Origin of the sequence: Brevundimonas sp. TWP2-1 (assembly GCF_049897645.1) — a bacterium.
GTDB lineage: Bacteria > Pseudomonadota > Alphaproteobacteria > Caulobacterales > Caulobacteraceae > Brevundimonas.
This window is the reverse complement of the sequence record NZ_JAFCWR010000002.1, coordinates 1,102,639-1,118,274: the sequence shown is the minus strand read 5'-3', so window position 1 is coordinate 1,118,274 and position 15,636 is coordinate 1,102,639. Positions and strand designations below refer to the sequence as shown.

Here is a 15,636-nt window from a genome sequence, read left to right as displayed (position 1 = left end):
GGTTCATCTGACCGCGTCGGTCGCAGGTCGTGCTCCCGTCTCCACCCATGTCCGCAGGGCGGTCCAGGCCGCTGAGGTCTGCGCCATGTCGAAACCGCAATGGGTGTAGCCTTCCACGCCGCTTCCGGGCAAAGGCGCTTTGACCGCCGGCACAGCGTACTGCGCCACGTTGGCCTCGCTCCCAGTGCGGGCGACCGCCTGAGCGAACGCCTCTTCCTGCGCATAGGGCACCAGGGAGTCGATCTCGTTATGGAAGGTGATCAACGGGGTCTGGACGCGACCGGTTGCGGTGTGCCAGCGGTCAAGATAGGCCAGGGCCTCCGGAGCCGCCCGCACGCGCTGGACGCCGGCATTTATGGCTGCGGCCTCCTGCGGTGTCATGTCGGGCGTCGAGAAGTCTCGGTCCTCATTTCCATAGACCCAGCCGCCTGCGGTCGCCGTTAGGTCCTCAGAGGCAAGGGTGGCCGTCACCAGAGGATACGCCAGGGACGCTGCGTCGTAATCGAAGCCCCCGATCGTCGTGACCTGACGCACGATCCGCGCCTCGGGCCCCTGCGGGTTCGCCTGCGCAGCCGCCCAAAGCGCCAGGGGCGGAGCCGCCACCTTCATCATCTGGCCGAACACGTAGAACTGCGCCGCTTCTCCGGTGAGCCCGGCGGGCGGCTCCGGCGCGATCACGCTTCGGCGCACGTCGGTGTCGCCCTCATAGGCGTAGGGGGTTCCGCGGGTCAGGAAGGCGTAGGCCACGCGCATGTCAAGCAACTGGTCCAGCAGAACGCGCCAGCTGTTGACGACTCCACAGCGTGCAAGGCCGCCGACGAAGGCCTCGGGATGGGTCTCCAGCAGGTTGACGACGATCCCGCCGCCCATGGAGTCTCCGGCGACGTAGATACGCTGTCCGCCCAGCCCCGCGACGAGGTCGCGTAGACGCAGGGTGTTGACGGAGCCGGTCTCGACGCCCAGGCCGGCCTTGTCATAGGCGCTGTGCCCCGCCACGAAGCCTTGGTCGTAAGCGAGTTTCAGTACGCCGGGCTTCTCGACGGGGTTGTCGGCGACCGACACCGGAGTCCCCGGCGTGGAATAGCCGTGGGCATAGACCAGCCCATCGCCGTTCCACGTCGCGGGAAAGGCCAGGGCGAACTGGGCGCCAGAGAGCTTGCCGCCTAGCAGCAGGCCGCCGTTCGGCCCGGGCCGGGCGTCGATGTCGGTGGCGCCCAAGGCCGCCGCCCGGTCCGCGATCGCCTGTTGCCCCGGCGTCAGGCCCGCGCTGGCCGCTTCGACGGCCGCCGGGGCGACCTGGGCCCCGGCCAGAGAAGGCTGACCGCCCGCGACGAGGATGAACGGGATCAGTCCCGCGAGCAGGCAGGATTTGAAGCGAGAGGTCATGAGGGGCTCCGGGGGGTTGGGATCGAAGACGAAGGGGTGAGACCGAGCCTGCTGTCGAAGAAGCCGGCGATCAGCGCGTAGGCCTCCAGTGACTCAGGCATGTCAGGCCACACGAAGAAGGCGTGCGGCAATCCGTCGAACAGATGAAGTTCGCTGTCGACGCCCGCGCGGGCGAGGCGACGGTGGGCCAGGCTGAGCGCGCTGACGGCGAAGTCCCGGCCGCCCGCCAGCAGGAGGGTCGGCGGCATGAAAACCGTTTCCGCATCCGAAGTCAGCGGATAGGCTCGCGCATCGTCGGCTCCGACGCCTTCCATATAGGCGGTCGGCAGGAGTCCGGGCAGGGGCGGCGCCTTGACCCCCGGTCCGACCGGCACGACGCCGGCGAGGTATGGGCTGTCGCCGGAATAGGGCGCGCCGGTGCCGCACAGGGTGCCGATAGCGCCCGGTCGGGGCAGACCCTCTCGGCGAATCCAGGTTACGGCCTGGGCTGTGATCACGCCGCCCGCCGAGCAGCCGAAGATGCCTATGTTGGCTGCCGGATATCGTTCCAGCAGGGCGCGATAGACCGCCGTCACATCCTCGGACGCGGCGGGATAGCGGTTCTCTGGGGCCAGGCGGTAATCCACCGTCACCACGGAGACGCCCATGGTCGCGGCGATCGGAATGGCCTCCACCAGGGCTCCGCTGCCCGCGCCCCACATGAAGGCCCCGCCGTGGACGTTGATCAGGACGCGGTCGCGATTGCGGGCCGACACGCCGTCAGCGGGCTCGACCACCTGCACATGGACGGCATTCAGCGTCTCATGCCGTTCACGGGTCCTGAACACCCGCCGCATTTCCACGAGCCGATCGTCGTTGAACTGCTGATAGAAGGCCCGCTGGCGTACAAGGTCGCCATTGAACTCGGGAGCCTTGGCCGCGTCCATCCGATCCAGCACGGATCGCGCTTCAGGACTGAGCTGATTGGAAGGAGGGAGCCAGGACATCAAGCCGGGAGTCTGGGCCGACGACGCTGAGCCAGAGGCCATGAGCGCCAGGCTGGATATGACAACGGCGACACAACAATTTGCAGGGGTCATTTCCAGGGCTCAGTCGGGGACAAATGGCGCGCCATCGCGCGAAAGGCCGCGTCGGTTTCAGGCGCGTCGATGTAGCTCCAGAAGGCGTGAGGCAGACCGTCGAAGACGATCAGGTTGGCCGCGACGCCCGCCTCGTCCAGTCCGCGACAAAAGGCGGCTGTCGAACTGAGCAAAAGGTCACGGCTGCTGGAGATGCAAAGGGTCGGCGGCCAATCCGTGAGATCGCCGCGTGCGGGCGAGGCTGCGACATCCTGAGGCGATCCTGCTCCCAGATAGGCGCCCAGGACTGCGGAGGCGGCAGCCGGGTCTCCGAACAGGTCCAGGCTGTCGCCGCCGGAGGCTAGGTCGGCCGTGCCGGAAAAAAAGCCCAGCGCGGCTGGCAGCGGCTCCCCATCGCGCCGAAGCCGGGCGATGAGTTCAACCGCGAGGGTCGCCCCTGCCGAGGTCCCAAACAGAACGATGCGGGCGTCCGGCCGGGTCGATCGAAGCGCGCGATAGACGCTCAATGCGTCCTCGACGGCCGCCGGGAATGGATGCTCTGGCGCCAGGCGATAGCGGATGGCTATGACTTGGCGCTGCGTCAGCGCCGCGAGGGGGGCGGTCTCGGTCATTGAGCCGGCGTCGACGATGAATCCGCCCCCGTGCAGGTTCAGCAGTATGACGCCCGGTCTCGCGCCGGCCCCCGGCTCGAAGACTCGAACCGGGACATTGGCGATGGCGGTCTCCTCCATCGTCACCCCGTCGCGCGCCATACGATCGCGGCCCATCTCCTGTTGGATGGCCTCAGCCCGGCCCCGCCGATCCGCCATCGTCGGACCCGCCGGTGATCGGGCCGCATCCTCGTCAAGCCCTGCCTGGGCTGCTCTCGAAATCACGCCGGAGGCGGCCTGAGGGGCGACGGGATGGCTCTGACCGGCCAGGACCAGAAGCGTCGCGAACAGTGCGCCGGTCATCGCCGCGCCGCCACGAGATTGGCGTAAAGTCCGGCGCTGGCCTTGGGCGTACGCCTGAACGTCCCGCGGTCCACCGCCGCCAGACCAAACTGCTGGCCGTATCCGCGCCGCCATTCGAAATTGTCCAGCAGAGACCAATGCAGATAGCCGATCACCGGCGTTCCCGTTCGACGCACCTCGTCCAGGCTGTCCAGGGCCGAGGCGATATAGCGCTGTCGCTGTTCGTCATCCGCTGCCGCCAGACCGTTCTCAGTGACGAAGATGGGGCGCCCGGTCACGGCGTGAACGTGGCGGACGGCGGAGCCCAGGGCCTGTGGATAGTATTCGTCACCGCTTTGCGTGCGCTCGGCATTCGGCTCCGGAGGCAGGACGCGGTCGGCCGCCATCCTCAGCCTTCCGTAGGTCTGCACGCCCACGAAGTCGTCTTCCCGGACCGCGTCCCAGAACGGCGCTTCGGCGAAGCGGCGATAGGCGGTGACGCCGCTTTCGTCGCCGATGGGCTGAACATCTGGCACGGCGAGGCTCAGGCCGACGCTCGCCTCGGGCGAGGCGCCCTTCCAGGCCCCGCGCGCCCGCCGATGGCCGTCAAGAAGACGGCCTAGCGCCTCATCTTCTCCTCGCGAATAGACCCAGACCGAATAATGATCGGACCCGCTCTCCCGTGCGGCCTGGGCCAGCATGGCGTCGAGCCCGTCTCGAACCGGATCCGATATAGGCGTCGGGGTCCAGCGGCCCATCAGCGGCAGATTGGGCTCGTTGAAGGTGATCACATGGCCAACGGTGTCTGATAGCGCCTTGGCGACACGGGCGGCGAAACGCTCGAACAGGCCCGGGGCCTGAGGGTTTTCCCAGCCGCCCCGGGCGGCGAACCAGCGGGGCGACGTGAAATGGCTCAGCGTCACGACGGGCGCGATGCCCAGATCTCGGCAACGCCGGGCTTTCTTTGCGTAATAATCCAGCCAGGCCAGACTGAATTGTCCCGGCTCTGGTTCGATCCGCGACCATTCGGTGGAGAAGCGGTAGGCGTTCAGCCCCATTCCCGCGATCAACGCCAGATCGTCCTCCGTCCGGTTCAGGCTGTCGCAGGCATCGCCTGAAGGCTCAGCGAACGTGGTGCCTCTCACCTGCTCCAGAAGCCAGATGTCCGCGTTGACATTGTTGCCCTCGACCTGATGTCCGGCGGTCGCCGCGCCCCATAGAAATGGGGGCGGGGTGTTCACGGTGTCATCCCCGTCCGCGCGATACGCCCCAGAACCTCAGCGCTGGGCTTGGGACTGCGGCGAAACGTCTGGCTGTCAACCGACACGAGTCCGTATTTGGGACCGTAGCCGGAAAGCCACTCAAAATTGTCGAGAAGAGACCAGTGAATATAGCCGAGAACCGGGACGCCTTCAGCGCGGGCCGCCAGGACAGAGGCGACGGCCTCCGGGATAAATCGCGCGCGTTCCAAGTCGTCCTCGGCGTCGATGCCGTTCTCGGTGACCAGAACCGGCTTTCCCGTCGCTTCATGCACGTATCGAACGACGTTACCCACGGCGGCCGGGAACCATTCCTTACCATTCGCGCGGCGGGGGATATCGTCTGGCGGCGCCACCGATTTCTCTGCGCCGACGTAGTCCCGCCCATAGGTCTGGACACCAACGAACTCGTCGTCGGAAACCGCTTCGAAGAAGGGCGCATAGACGTCTGCGCGTTTGCGTTCGAGCGCGCTGTCCGGGACCATCGGCACTTCGTCGGGTATCGCCAGGCTGAGGCCCACCGGCAGATCGGAACGGATCGACTTCAGAGCGGCTCGGGCCCGACGGTGCGCCTCCACGACGTGCGGGATCATTGGACGAGGGTCTTGATCGCCCATGAGCAGGGAAAAGCGATCCGACCCGCTAGCCTTGCCGGCGGCCGCAATACAGGCTGACATCTGAGCCATGAAGGCTGGGGGAGGCGGGTTGGCCGACCACCGCCCGCCGAGCGCCAGATTGGGTTCGTTGAAGGTCAGGGCATGGCTTAGACCGCCAGCGAGACGTTGACCCGACCGCTCGCAAAAGCGCGCGAAGAGGTCCGGCGATTCGGAATTCTCCCACCCGCCAGCGGCCGCAAACCATCTCGGCGTGGTGAAGTGGTTGAAAGTGACGATCGGCGCCAGCCCCTGGCTGCGACAATGATCGACGATGCGCGCGTAGTGATCGATGTAGGCTAGGCTGAACTGTCCCTTGGCGGGCTCGATCCGGGACCATTCAATGGAGAACCGGTAGCAGTTGAGCCCCAGAGCCTTGACGATCGCAACGTCCTCTCTCCAGCGGTGAAGGCTGTCGCAGGCATCTCCAGACGGTTCGGCGAACACGGTCGGCTCGACCTGCTCCAACAACCAGAAGTCGGAGTTGACATTGTTGCCCTCGATCTGGTGTCCCGCGGTCGCTGCGCCCCACAAGAAACCGTTGTCCGCCGACCTGCCCGGCCCCGCAAGGCCAGCGGCGCCGACTGCAGCGCCCAAGCCTAGGATACCTCTGCGGTTCATGGCCAAGCTCATCTGACCGCCTCCGGCGGGGGGCGCCGTCCTTGCTCGACCCACGTCCTCATGGCCTCGAAGGCCGCAATATTCTGTTCGGGCGAGAAGCCGCAATGGGTGTAGCCCTCCAGTCCTCCAGGTAGCGGGAACAGCGTTCCTGGAACTCTGTACTGGACCAGGTTGCCGGTGTTTCCGGCCTCGGCGACCGCCTGGCCCAACGCTTCGGATTGAGAATAGGGAACGAGAGAATCGACGGCTTGGTGAACAGTGACAAGAGGAGTCGAAAACCGCCCGGTCGCTTCGTGCCAGCGTCGCCCGTACGCCACGGCGGCCGGATCGGCGTCGAACCTCTGGATTCGCGCGTTGAATCCTTCAGCCTCCGTCCGGCTCATCCCATCGGGCGCATAGACCGTATTCCGGTTACCGGCGGGGACACCGCCCATGACCTCAACGATGTCGTCCATGCCCAGGACAGCCGAGTAGATGGGCGCGCCGATAACGGCCGCATCAGGTTCCGCATCTATGATCGAGGCCAATCGGCGAACGATCGTCGCTTCCCGGCCCTGAGGATCTGCCTTGGCAGCCCCGAACAACATCAGCACTGGAGCGATCACCCTCATCTTCTGCGCGTTTCTGAACGCCTCGCCGTCCGTTGGGTCGCCGGCGAGAGGAACCGTCGGCAGCCCGGATCGCGTTACGTCCATAGAACCAGGCAGGGCGTAAGGCGTGCCTTCGGTCAGCAGGTTGTATGCGGCCCGCAGCTCCATCATCTGTCCTACGAGGGGCAGCCACCCTTGCGTCATGCCGCACATGGAGACGGCGCCGTCGAAGGCGTCAGGATGCGTCTCTATCGCGGCCAGGACGACGCCGCCGCCCATCGAGCCGCCCAGGAAATAATCCCGGTTCGAACCCAGTCCATTCACGAAATCGCGCAGGCGTAGTGTGTTGGCGACGCCGCTTTCGGTTGCAACCCCCGCCTTGTCGTAGGCCGAAATGGCGACCGCATAGCCTTGGCTATAGATGTGCGCCAGGCTTCCGCCTCCGGGATCCTTCGTGATGGGATCCGGCGGTACGACAGGCGTGGAGCCGGGTGTCGCGTAGCCTTGCGCGAAAAAGACTGCGCCCCGGTTCCACTGAGCTGGCGTGGCCAGCACAAAAGCTCGACCGTTCAACTTGCCATTCAGGATGGAACCGCCGTCCGGCCCCGGCGCGCTCACGAGATCGGTTGCTCCAAGTCGGGCCGCTCGCTCCGCAACCGGCGTGGAAATGTCAGGCGAGGCGGATTGGATCGAAGCGCAGGCGGAAAGCAGCGCGGCAACAGCGCAGGCGCTCAACAATAGACGTGCCGATGTCATCTCCACTCCTAGTAACGGGCGCGAACGGACAGGCCGTACTGGGCGGGTTCGCCGTAGATGCTGCTGACCCGGCCCGAGGTTGTGTAGGCGTTGTTTGACGTGACGCGGTATTCTTCGTCGGTCACATTCGTACCGTACAGCGCGATGTCGATCGGCCGCCCCCCAACGTTGTCCCATTCGAGGCGCAGGTTGACCAACGCATAGGAAGGGATCGTGTCGAAGGGCTGCGGATCCGGAGACACTTTGAGGTCGTCCTGCCAGGAATAGGTCACGCGCAGACCCAGATCGCCGAGTTCCACGGGCATGGGCAGGGCCAAGCGTCCGTCGAGGCTGAACTTGGAACTGGGAACGTAGAGGAAAGGCGTGCCGCTGTAGTCCTGACTGGGCGAGCCCGGCGTCGCCAGCGTCTGCCATTCGTCATATTCGGCAGAGTTGTACGAATAAGTAGCGCCCAAGGTGAAGCGGTCGCCAAACTTCACCAGACCCTCGAACTCCACGCCCAACACATGAGCCTTCTGGGCGTTGGTGGCGATGTCGGAGCCGATGAAGACTTGGCGCTGAATGACCTGGATGTCGTCGTACCAGGTGTAGAAGGCCGCTATGTTGGTCCGCGCGCTGACGCCGTTGTCCCAGGACCAATCCCTCTTCAGGCCGAGTTCGAGGTCTGTGACGGTTTCCGGCTTGAACGGAAACAGCGGATCATCCTGCCCGAGCGGTGAAAGGATCGTCACGACCGGATTGGTGCCGCCGCTCTTGTATCCGCGCCTGCTGACGACATAGACGAGGGTGTCCGGATCAGCGCGCCAGTCGAGCCCGAGTTGCCAGGTCGCCCCGTCGCTCTCACCCTCGAAGCCCGGATAGGAGCAATTCGGGAAGCGGACGGACGGCGTCTGCCCGCGCGCTACGGCGAGAAACGCATCATAGACGCACAGGTCGGACGCCAGAGCCTGGGTCAGCAACGCCGTCGGCAAAAGAGCGGGCGGGGCATTGGCGACGAAGTTCGAGAAGGAGCTCGCCGGAAGATAAGAGCTGATGTGGCCGCCATAGGTGTCCCAGGTCCACCTCAGCCCCGCCGTTGCAGTGAGGCTGGGTGTGAGGTTCACATTCGTCTGGGCATAGACCGCCCGGCTGTCCCCATGGACTTCGGCGCGATCCTGTACGCTGAGGACAGGATAGAAGAAGGGCGAAAACGGCAGGATGACCGTCGTCGCGGCTATGCCCAGAGGGGCTTGGAGGGGATTGATCGTCTGGAAGGTCAGACCGTCGTCAGGGGTGTCTTCCTTCAGATAGAAGGCGCCGACCTGGACATCGAACCGGTCGGTCTCGTAGCGCAGCTGCACCTCCTCGGTGAACGTCCGCAGGTCGGTGTTGTAAGAACCAGGCAGCGCGCCGACCAGATCCGAAATCGCCAAGGGGCTCGCGTCGCCATCGGATGCCGTGTTCCCTTGCCGGCCCGCATAGCTGATGATGTTCTTCAACGTCAGGCCATCGCGGAGCCGGAACTCGGAGTTATTGAGGAACAGAAACGTCTTCAACTCATCCTTGGTGATGGTGCCGAGCGCGGTCTCCCGCACGCTCCTGGACTGCTGCGCGGCCAGAAAAGGCGTCATAAGCGACCCGAAGGTCGATGCGGGATTGACGGCCAGAAGGACCGTTCCCCCCCCGTTCTCATTGACTTCGTTGTAGCTGGCCACCGTGTAGTTGCTGAACCAGGGCGTCGGATCGAACCGAATACCCAGCCGAACGCCCCAGTTATCTCGGTTCAGGTACTCGCGCCCGCTCAGGACGTCGCGGGCGTAGCCTTCACGTTGATCGAAGCGAGCCGCAAGACGAACGGCCAGCCTGTCCTCGATAAGCGGAAGATTGATCGCCGCTTCTCCACTTCGCCGCGAGAAGTTGCCGACAATGCCTTCGGCGTACCCATTCAAGCCGCTGTAGTCCGGGCGGCGGGGCTCGATCAAAACTGCGCCGCCGGTCGAGTTTCGTCCGAACAGGGTGCCTTGCGGCCCCTTCAGGACCTGCAGCGACTGGAGGTCGTAGAAGACGCCCGGTCCGCTCGCGCTGTTGGGAGTCTCAGCGAAGTAGGCCACCACCCCGGGGCCGCTTCCAGTGCCGAACCCGCCGGAGCCTCCCATGCCGCGGAGGGTGAACTCTTCCTGGTTTCGGCTGACATGTCCCAAGACGGTCAGGGATGGCGTGAAATTCTGGAGATCCGTCGCCGTCTGTATGCCTTTCTCACGCAGCGATTCCTGGCTGAAGGCAGAGACCGCGACCGGAACATCCTGGCTCCTCTCCTCGGTGCGTCGCGCTGTGACGATCACATCCTCGATCTGTGTTGCAACCAAGCCGGTCTCGGCCTGGCTTCGGGAATCGCTCTGGCGAATGATCGCCAGTGCCCCGGACGTGTCGCGGCGGCTGGTGAGCCCCGAGCCCGCGAGGGTCCGCTCAAGCGCCAGATCGCTGTCCATCACGCCGCTTACGCCGCGGGTGCGCAGACCTTGGACGTCCTCGACGCGATAGATCACCTCGCGGCCGGATTGCCGCATCCAGGTGTCTATGGCCGGCCGCATCTCCCCTTCAGCGATGTTGAAGCTGGCCGTCCGCGGCGCCTGCGCCTGACAAGGCTGCGACGCCACGACGAGGGCCGCCGTAGCGCAAGCGCCCAGCAGCCAGGTCGATCTGGATCCTTTTGACATTGTCTGTTCCTCACCCGATGTCGCGGCGTCTGACGCGCCGTCACCAGAGAAGGACAGTCGGGAGCTTCCACTCCCGTAACGTCGTCACGAAGAAATTGTGAGTCGATCGCCGGTTTGGGTCACAGACAGGTCGTAGGCGTCACGAAGCATCCGGACGAAGCCATCCAGATTCTGGGCGGCGAACGAGCCTCCGATCCGCAGGTCCGAGAGGTCTTCGGAGACGATGAGCTGACGGCGGTTGTAGCGATTGAACTCGAGGGCGGCCTGCCCCAGGGTGGTGTTATCGAAATCGATCCGCCCCTGGCGCCAGGCGAGTTGAGCCTCGACGCGCTGCTCCGAGCGCGGCGCCAAAAGCATCGAATCGCCCTGGGATAGAGCGATATCCCCTGAGGTGATGACTGAGGCCCTGTCAATGGCGTGGCCGCCCGCCTCCTCGACCTTCACTCGGCCCTCAACGACGCTGACCGTCACTTTGTCTTCGTCTCGCCGAACCACGAACTTCGTGCCGAGAACCGTGACGCGTGTATCGCCTGCATGAACGACGAAAGGCCGATCCCTGTCATGGGCAACCTCGAAATAGGCTTCGCCCTGATCAAGCCAGACCTGCCGGCTCCTCCGACCGATCTCCGCGCGCAAATGACTGGCCGTATTCAGCTCGACACGAGACCCGTCGGACATCACCGCCAGTCTGTGTCCGCCGACATCCGTCGTAAACATGGCGGGCGCCGAACCCGGTTCGCGTATCGCCCAGAACCCAAGGGCGGTCGCGAGCACGAGACAGGCGGCCAGCAACGCTGCACGAACCCGACGGGTCCCTATGCCTGCATCAACCCCCTTGCGCGCATCGCTGGTGAGCGCCGCCAACCGATCAGCCCTTCGCCAACCATATTCGAGACGCCAGAAGGCCGCGCGGTGTGCCGCGGATTCCTGCAGCCAGAGCTGCAACTCCGCTTCGTCTCTGGCAGTCCAGTGCTCTTCTTCGCGACGCACCAGCCAGGTCGCTGCGCACGCTTCCACGTCGGTGGCTCGGCTCATGGCTGCGTCTCCCGGGTCTTGCGACCTTGGCCGACGCCACGAGCAATGCGCCCTTCCCCCCCCAGCATGAAGTCCGTCAAAGCTCGCATTCCCAACGTCAGTTGCCGCTCCACTGTATGGTGACTGACGCCTAGCCTCTCTGCCGCCTCGCGGGTCGAGAGTCCTTCCAGCTTGCGCAGGCACACAACTTCCCGGCACCGCACTGGCAGACGTTCGAGTCCCTCTTGGGCTCTACGAAGTTCTTCACGCGCCGCGAGATGACGGTGCGGTTCGGCGGCCAGGTCCTCCCAGTCTGCAGTCTCTAGGTCCGATATCAGATCGAACGATACGATTTTGGCGCGACGCGCTCGGTTGATCATCAGATTGCGGGCGATGGTCAACAGATAGGCTCGGGGTTGGGACGGCACGCCGTGCTGGGCGGCGTTCAAGACGCGTTCATAGACATCTTGGCGGATATCGACGACGTCCTCAGCGCTTGGCCAACTCCGATGAATGACGCGCATGAGCAAAGGCTCATGCGGCAGTATCGCCTGACAGAACCACCGATTGAGTTCGTCATCCCGCATGATTTGAGACCCCGAAGCCGATCCGCCCCGACTGGTAGACATCTCGCACGGCCAAAGCCGTAACGCGCACACGAGTTATGAACGAACGTTGCGGCCAACTTAAGCCATAGGAGGCGGGCTGCCGGGCTGATCGGACGGGGCGCGCCTTTCCGAACCAGCAGGGTGAAGGTCGCCACGGCTGGGGGCAGACGAACAGCGATCCAGCCTGACGCTGGTCGCTGCGGATCTCACCTGGTCTCGAAAGCAATGCTTACGCGGACCGCACTCGCTCCGGCCGCAGCAGAACACCGCCCGGGCGGCAGAACACGCTTTGTGGTGGAACAGTCCTTGAACCGTCCGAATAAGTCCCTTAATAACTTTCCGTTCAGTTAATAAGGGTCGTCATGCTTCCGCCGGGACAACCAAAATGGCGACGCCGAGCAGCCCATCGGCCGGCAGAGATCGTGGCGGCTGCGCTCGAGGTGTTCTCCGAGCATGGTTTCGCGCGCGCCCGGCTCGACGACATCGCCAAGGCCGCCGGGGTGTCGAAGGGCGCGCTCTATCTCTATTTCGAAACGAAGCAGGATCTCTTCAGGGCGGTGGTGCAGGACGCCATAGAGCCGCGCTTGCTCAAGATCAGGACCGGCGTCGAGGGCGATTTACCATTCGATGAAGCGGCGCGATTGGGCGTCGGGGTCCTTGTTAGCGCGCTGCAAGCCAATCCTCGTATCGGCGGCGTGGTCAAGCTGATCATTTCGGAAAGCCGCAATCTGCCCGAACTGGCGCTGATCTGGCACCAGTCCGTCATCACACCGCTTCTGGCGCTGATCGCCAGTCTGGTCCGTCGAGGGCAGAATTCGGGCGAGGTCCGAAGGGGCGATCCTGAACTCTTCGCCATGGGCCTGTTGGGCCCCTTGGTGCTCGGTCTGCTTTGGAGAGAAACCTTCGAGCCCATCGGGGCCAAACCTCTGCCGCTCGAGGCGCTGGCGGCCCAACATCTGGACACCGTCCTCAAGGGGATGAAGGCGTGAGGCGCCGGACGCTCTATCAGATCGCCGCCGGTGTTGGCCTGGTCGCGATCGGCGGGTTGATCTGGGGGTTTCTCCGGACAGACACGATAGACCGCCCTCTTTCAGGCTATGTGGAGGGCGAGCCGGTTTATCTCGCTGCGCCCGCATCGGGCGCGCTCGAAACCCTCTATGTGCGCGAAGGCGACCGCGTCCGGACTGGTGCTGCGACGTTCCAGATCGACGCGGGCGTGCAGAAGGCACAGGCGAGCGGTGCGGCCGCGTCGGTCGAGGCGGCGCGCGCGCGTGCCGACGATCTCCGGACGGGACAAAGAGAGCAGGAACTCGACGTGTTCGATACCGAACTCGCGTCCGCCCAGGCGCAGCTGCGGGAAGCGGAAGCCAGCTATGCGCGGATCGAACCCCTGGTGCGTCAGGGCATTTACGCACCAGCCAGGCTCGATCAGGAGAGAGCGCAAAGAGACACGGCCAGGGCCCAGGTCGCGGCCGTACGGCGTCGGCGCGAGGTGGCGACGCTGGGCGCGCGGGAAGGCGCCCTGCGGGCGGCTGAACAACAAATATACCAGGCCGAAGGGGGACTGGGCGAGGCCGAAGTGCGGCTGAGCACCTTGGCGCCGCGAGCGCCTGTGGACGCGCGTGTCGAGGAGATATTCTTTCGCCAGGGTGAATTCGTCCCCGCCAATCAACCGGTCCTCGCGCTGCTGCCCGACGCCGAGGTCAAGGTCCGTTTCTTCGTTCCCGAGCGAGAATTGATTAACTATCGGCCCGGCGGCGTGGTGAGCTTCAGCTGCGATGGCTGCGGCGCGGCGCGCCGGGCCCGGATTAGCTGGATCAGCCCGCGACCTGAGTTCACTCCGCCAATCCTTTACAGCCAGGGCAGCCGGGATCGTCTGGTCTTCATGATCGAAGCGACGCCCGAAAATCCCCGCTCGCTCCAGCCCGGTTTGCCTGTCGATGTCGAGCGGTTGCGGGGCGCACAATGAAACATGCAGAGCCGGTGATCGACGTTCGGGGCCTCAACAAGTCGTTCGGCGCGCTGCATGCCGTGCAGGACTTCGGCATCACCGTCGAACGCGGCAGAATATGCGGATTTCTTGGCCCGAACGGAGCGGGCAAAACGACCACGCTTCGTCTTCTGTGTGGTCTGCTGACGCCCGACAGCGGAGAGGGCGAGGTCCTTGGCTACGACGTCATGAGCCAGTCGGAGCTGATCAAACGTCGGGTCGGCTATATGACGCAGAAATTCTCGCTCTATGACGACCTGTCCATCGAGCAGAACCTGGTGTTCACAAGCAGGGTTCACGAACTGGACCGTCGCGCCGCTCGGGTCGAGGCGGCACTGGAGCGTCTGGGACTGGTCAAGCGACGAAGACAGCTCGCCGGCACGCTCTCCGGCGGATGGAAACAACGGCTGGCGCTGGCCGCCGCGACCCTGCACGAACCCGAGTTGCTCCTGCTCGACGAGCCGACCGCCGGCGTCGATCCGGAAGCGCGGCGAACCTTCTGGGACGAAATCCACGCGCTGTCTGACGAAGGCATGACCGTTCTTGTGTCCACCCACTACATGGACGAGGCCGAACGGTGTCACGAGATCGCCTATATCGCCGGAGGTCGAACGCTGGCTCGGGGCACGGCCGACCAGGTCATCGATGAGTCCGGATTGACCACCTTCTTGGCGGAGGGGCCTCATGTAGGCCGGCTCGTTCCACGCCTCAGAGACCAGGTCGGCGTTGAAATGGCGACGGTGTTCGGAACGACGCTGCACGTCTCCGGCCGAGATCGCGCCGCACTGGAAAAGGCGATCGCACCGTTGAGTGAGGCGCCGATCGTGTGGACGGAAACCCGGCCGACCCTTGAGGACGTGTTCATACAATTGACGGCTGACCTTCAGCGAGAATCGAGCTGATGCTTTCGGCGACACGAATCTGGGCCGTCATGGCCAAGGAGTTCATACAGCTCACGCGCGACCACCTCGCCTACGCCATGATCCTGATCATGCCGATCCTGCAGCTGGTCTTGTTCGGCTATGCCATCAACGACGATCCCCGAAATCTGCCGACCGCGGTCTATGTTCAGGATCATGGGAGCTTTTCGCGCTCATTTTTGAGCGCCCTGACGAACAGCGGCTATTTTCTCATCACCCAGTCGGCCAACAGCCAGGCCGAACTCGACCAGGCCTTGGCGCGGGGCGAGGTCCAGTTCGCGGTGGTGATCCCCCAGGATTTCACGCGCAGGGTCGTGCGGGGCGAGAATCCGGCGATTCTGATCGAGGCCGACGCCGCCGATCCCTCGGCGACGGGCGGCGCCCTCGCCGCGCTCGCAGGCCTTCCGGCACAGGCGTTGGCTCGCGACCTGACCGGCCCGCTGGTCCGGTCCACCCAGGGCGCCCCGTTCGAGGTGATCGTTCACAGGCGCTATAACCCGGAAGGGATAACCGCTTTCAACATCGTTCCCGGCCTTCTGGGGGTCATCCTGTCGATGACCCTGGTCATGATGACGTCGCTGGCCATGGCGCGCGAGCGGGAGCGCGGTACGTTGGAAAGCCTGCTGGCGACGCCTGTGCGGCCGCTCGAAGTCATGATCGGTAAGCTCGCCCCCTATGTCGGGGTGGGGATTGTTCAGGTGACCCTGTTCCTGGTGATGGCTCGGCTGCTGTTCGACGTCCCCATGGTCGGGGGCTGGGACGCCCTCATCGTCGGGGTCATGCTGTTCATCGTGGGATCTCTGGCGCTTGGGTTCTTCCTGTCGACCCTCGCCCAAACCCAGATGCAGGCCATGCAGATGTCCATCTTCTACATTTTGCCGTCCATGCTGCTCTCCGGCTTTCTCTTCCCTTTCCGGGGCATGCCTGACTGGGCCCAGGCCCTCGGGTCATTAATTCCTGTCACCCATTTTCTGAGGATTGTCCGCGGCGCCTTGTTGAAGGGCGTCGGTCTCGCCGACGCGTGGCCAAGCGTGATGGCCCTGGCCGCCTTCGTGGTGGTCATCACGGCGCTCGCCATCCTTCGATACCGGACGACGCTGGATTGAGTCTTGAGCGGCGTCCCGCCGCATCG

At 64.7% G+C, this 15,636-nt stretch carries 13 protein-coding genes; 4 read left to right on the top strand and 9 right to left on the bottom strand.

Going from position 1 to position 15,636, the window contains the following annotated elements; all coding sequences use genetic code 11:
• Positions 1-3 precede the first annotated feature (3 nt).
• The 9 genes from ACP7BH_RS15875 to ACP7BH_RS15835 all read right to left on the bottom strand — a co-directional run bounded on the left by ACP7BH_RS15875 (position 4) and on the right by ACP7BH_RS15835 (position 11,573).
• Positions 4-1,386 (bottom strand): alpha/beta hydrolase family protein, encoded by a 1,383-nt coding sequence (locus tag ACP7BH_RS15875; protein ID WP_425986829.1) that lies wholly within the window; start codon positions 1,384-1,386, stop codon positions 4-6.
• Positions 1,383-2,324 carry an alpha/beta hydrolase gene (locus ACP7BH_RS15870; RefSeq protein ID WP_425986827.1) on the bottom strand — a complete coding sequence of 314 codons (942 nt, stop codon included), beginning with the start codon at positions 2,322-2,324 and terminating at the stop codon, positions 1,383-1,385. The genes ACP7BH_RS15875 and ACP7BH_RS15870 overlap by 4 nt, the downstream gene beginning before the upstream one ends.
• Positions 2,325-2,461: 137 nt before the next feature.
• Entirely contained in the window at positions 2,462-3,418 is a 957-nt protein-coding gene (locus tag ACP7BH_RS15865; RefSeq protein ID WP_425986825.1) for an alpha/beta hydrolase, read from the bottom strand.
• On the bottom strand, positions 3,415-4,638 hold the full coding sequence (locus ACP7BH_RS15860; RefSeq protein WP_425986823.1) for a glycoside hydrolase family 1 protein: 1,224 nt from the start codon (positions 4,636-4,638) through the stop codon (positions 3,415-3,417). The genes ACP7BH_RS15865 and ACP7BH_RS15860 overlap by 4 nt, the downstream gene beginning before the upstream one ends.
• Positions 4,635-5,942, bottom strand: a complete 1,308-nt coding sequence (locus ACP7BH_RS15855; RefSeq protein WP_426019204.1) for a glycoside hydrolase family 1 protein — start codon at positions 5,940-5,942, stop codon at positions 4,635-4,637. Before ACP7BH_RS15855 ends, ACP7BH_RS15860 begins: the two co-directional genes overlap by 4 nt.
• A complete protein-coding gene (locus ACP7BH_RS15850; protein ID WP_425986819.1) occupies positions 5,939-7,276 on the bottom strand; it encodes an alpha/beta hydrolase family protein in 1,338 nt (445 codons plus the stop codon). Before ACP7BH_RS15850 ends, ACP7BH_RS15855 begins: the two co-directional genes overlap by 4 nt.
• A gap of 8 nt (positions 7,277-7,284) precedes the next feature.
• Complete coding sequence (locus ACP7BH_RS15845) at positions 7,285-9,972, bottom strand: TonB-dependent receptor domain-containing protein (protein WP_425986817.1); 2,688 nt, start codon at positions 9,970-9,972, stop codon at positions 7,285-7,287.
• An 84-nt stretch (positions 9,973-10,056) separates the two neighbouring features.
• Positions 10,057-11,007: a FecR family protein gene (locus ACP7BH_RS15840; protein WP_425986815.1), complete on the bottom strand. Its 951-nt coding sequence runs from the start codon at positions 11,005-11,007 to the stop codon at positions 10,057-10,059.
• Positions 11,004-11,573 (bottom strand): RNA polymerase sigma factor, encoded by a 570-nt coding sequence (locus ACP7BH_RS15835; protein WP_425986813.1) that lies wholly within the window; start codon positions 11,571-11,573, stop codon positions 11,004-11,006. Before ACP7BH_RS15835 ends, ACP7BH_RS15840 begins: the two co-directional genes overlap by 4 nt.
• Positions 11,574-12,016: 443 nt before the next feature.
• Between ACP7BH_RS15835 and ACP7BH_RS15830 the strand changes: the two genes are divergently transcribed.
• From ACP7BH_RS15830 to ACP7BH_RS15815, 4 genes are read left to right on the top strand one after another with little or no spacing between them, the layout of a single operon-like run.
• Positions 12,017-12,583, top strand: coding sequence for a TetR/AcrR family transcriptional regulator (locus tag ACP7BH_RS15830; RefSeq protein ID WP_425986811.1), 567 nt, complete (start codon positions 12,017-12,019; stop codon positions 12,581-12,583).
• Complete coding sequence (locus ACP7BH_RS15825) at positions 12,580-13,563, top strand: HlyD family secretion protein (RefSeq protein ID WP_425986809.1); 984 nt, start codon at positions 12,580-12,582, stop codon at positions 13,561-13,563. Before ACP7BH_RS15830 ends, ACP7BH_RS15825 begins: the two co-directional genes overlap by 4 nt.
• Positions 13,560-14,486 (top strand): ABC transporter ATP-binding protein, encoded by a 927-nt coding sequence (locus ACP7BH_RS15820; protein WP_292078822.1) that lies wholly within the window; start codon positions 13,560-13,562, stop codon positions 14,484-14,486. Before ACP7BH_RS15825 ends, ACP7BH_RS15820 begins: the two co-directional genes overlap by 4 nt.
• Entirely contained in the window at positions 14,486-15,610 is a 1,125-nt protein-coding gene (locus ACP7BH_RS15815; RefSeq protein WP_425986806.1) for an ABC transporter permease, read from the top strand. The genes ACP7BH_RS15820 and ACP7BH_RS15815 overlap by 1 nt, the downstream gene beginning before the upstream one ends.
• Positions 15,611-15,636 lie beyond the last annotated feature (26 nt).

What these genes read in the sequence shown, in the direction of transcription:
- ACP7BH_RS15850 (WP_425986819.1), bottom strand. Translation starts at nt 7,276, where the DNA reads ATGACATCGGCACGTCTATTGTTGAGCGCCTGCGCTGTTGCCGCGCTG.
- ACP7BH_RS15840 (WP_425986815.1), bottom strand. Translation starts at nt 11,007, where the DNA reads ATGAGCCGAGCCACCGACGTGGAAGCGTGCGCAGCGACCTGGCTGGTG.
- ACP7BH_RS15875 (WP_425986829.1), bottom strand. Translation starts at nt 1,386, where the DNA reads ATGACCTCTCGCTTCAAATCCTGCCTGCTCGCGGGACTGATCCCGTTC.
- ACP7BH_RS15835 (WP_425986813.1), bottom strand. Translation starts at nt 11,573, where the DNA reads ATGCGGGATGACGAACTCAATCGGTGGTTCTGTCAGGCGATACTGCCG.
- ACP7BH_RS15845 (WP_425986817.1), bottom strand. Translation starts at nt 9,972, where the DNA reads ATGTCAAAAGGATCCAGATCGACCTGGCTGCTGGGCGCTTGCGCTACG.
- ACP7BH_RS15820 (WP_292078822.1), top strand. Translation starts at nt 13,560, where the DNA reads ATGAAACATGCAGAGCCGGTGATCGACGTTCGGGGCCTCAACAAGTCG.
- ACP7BH_RS15815 (WP_425986806.1), top strand. Translation starts at nt 14,486, where the DNA reads ATGCTTTCGGCGACACGAATCTGGGCCGTCATGGCCAAGGAGTTCATA.
- ACP7BH_RS15855 (WP_426019204.1), bottom strand. Translation starts at nt 5,942, where the DNA reads ATGAGCTTGGCCATGAACCGCAGAGGTATCCTAGGCTTGGGCGCTGCA.
- ACP7BH_RS15865 (WP_425986825.1), bottom strand. Translation starts at nt 3,418, where the DNA reads ATGACCGGCGCACTGTTCGCGACGCTTCTGGTCCTGGCCGGTCAGAGC.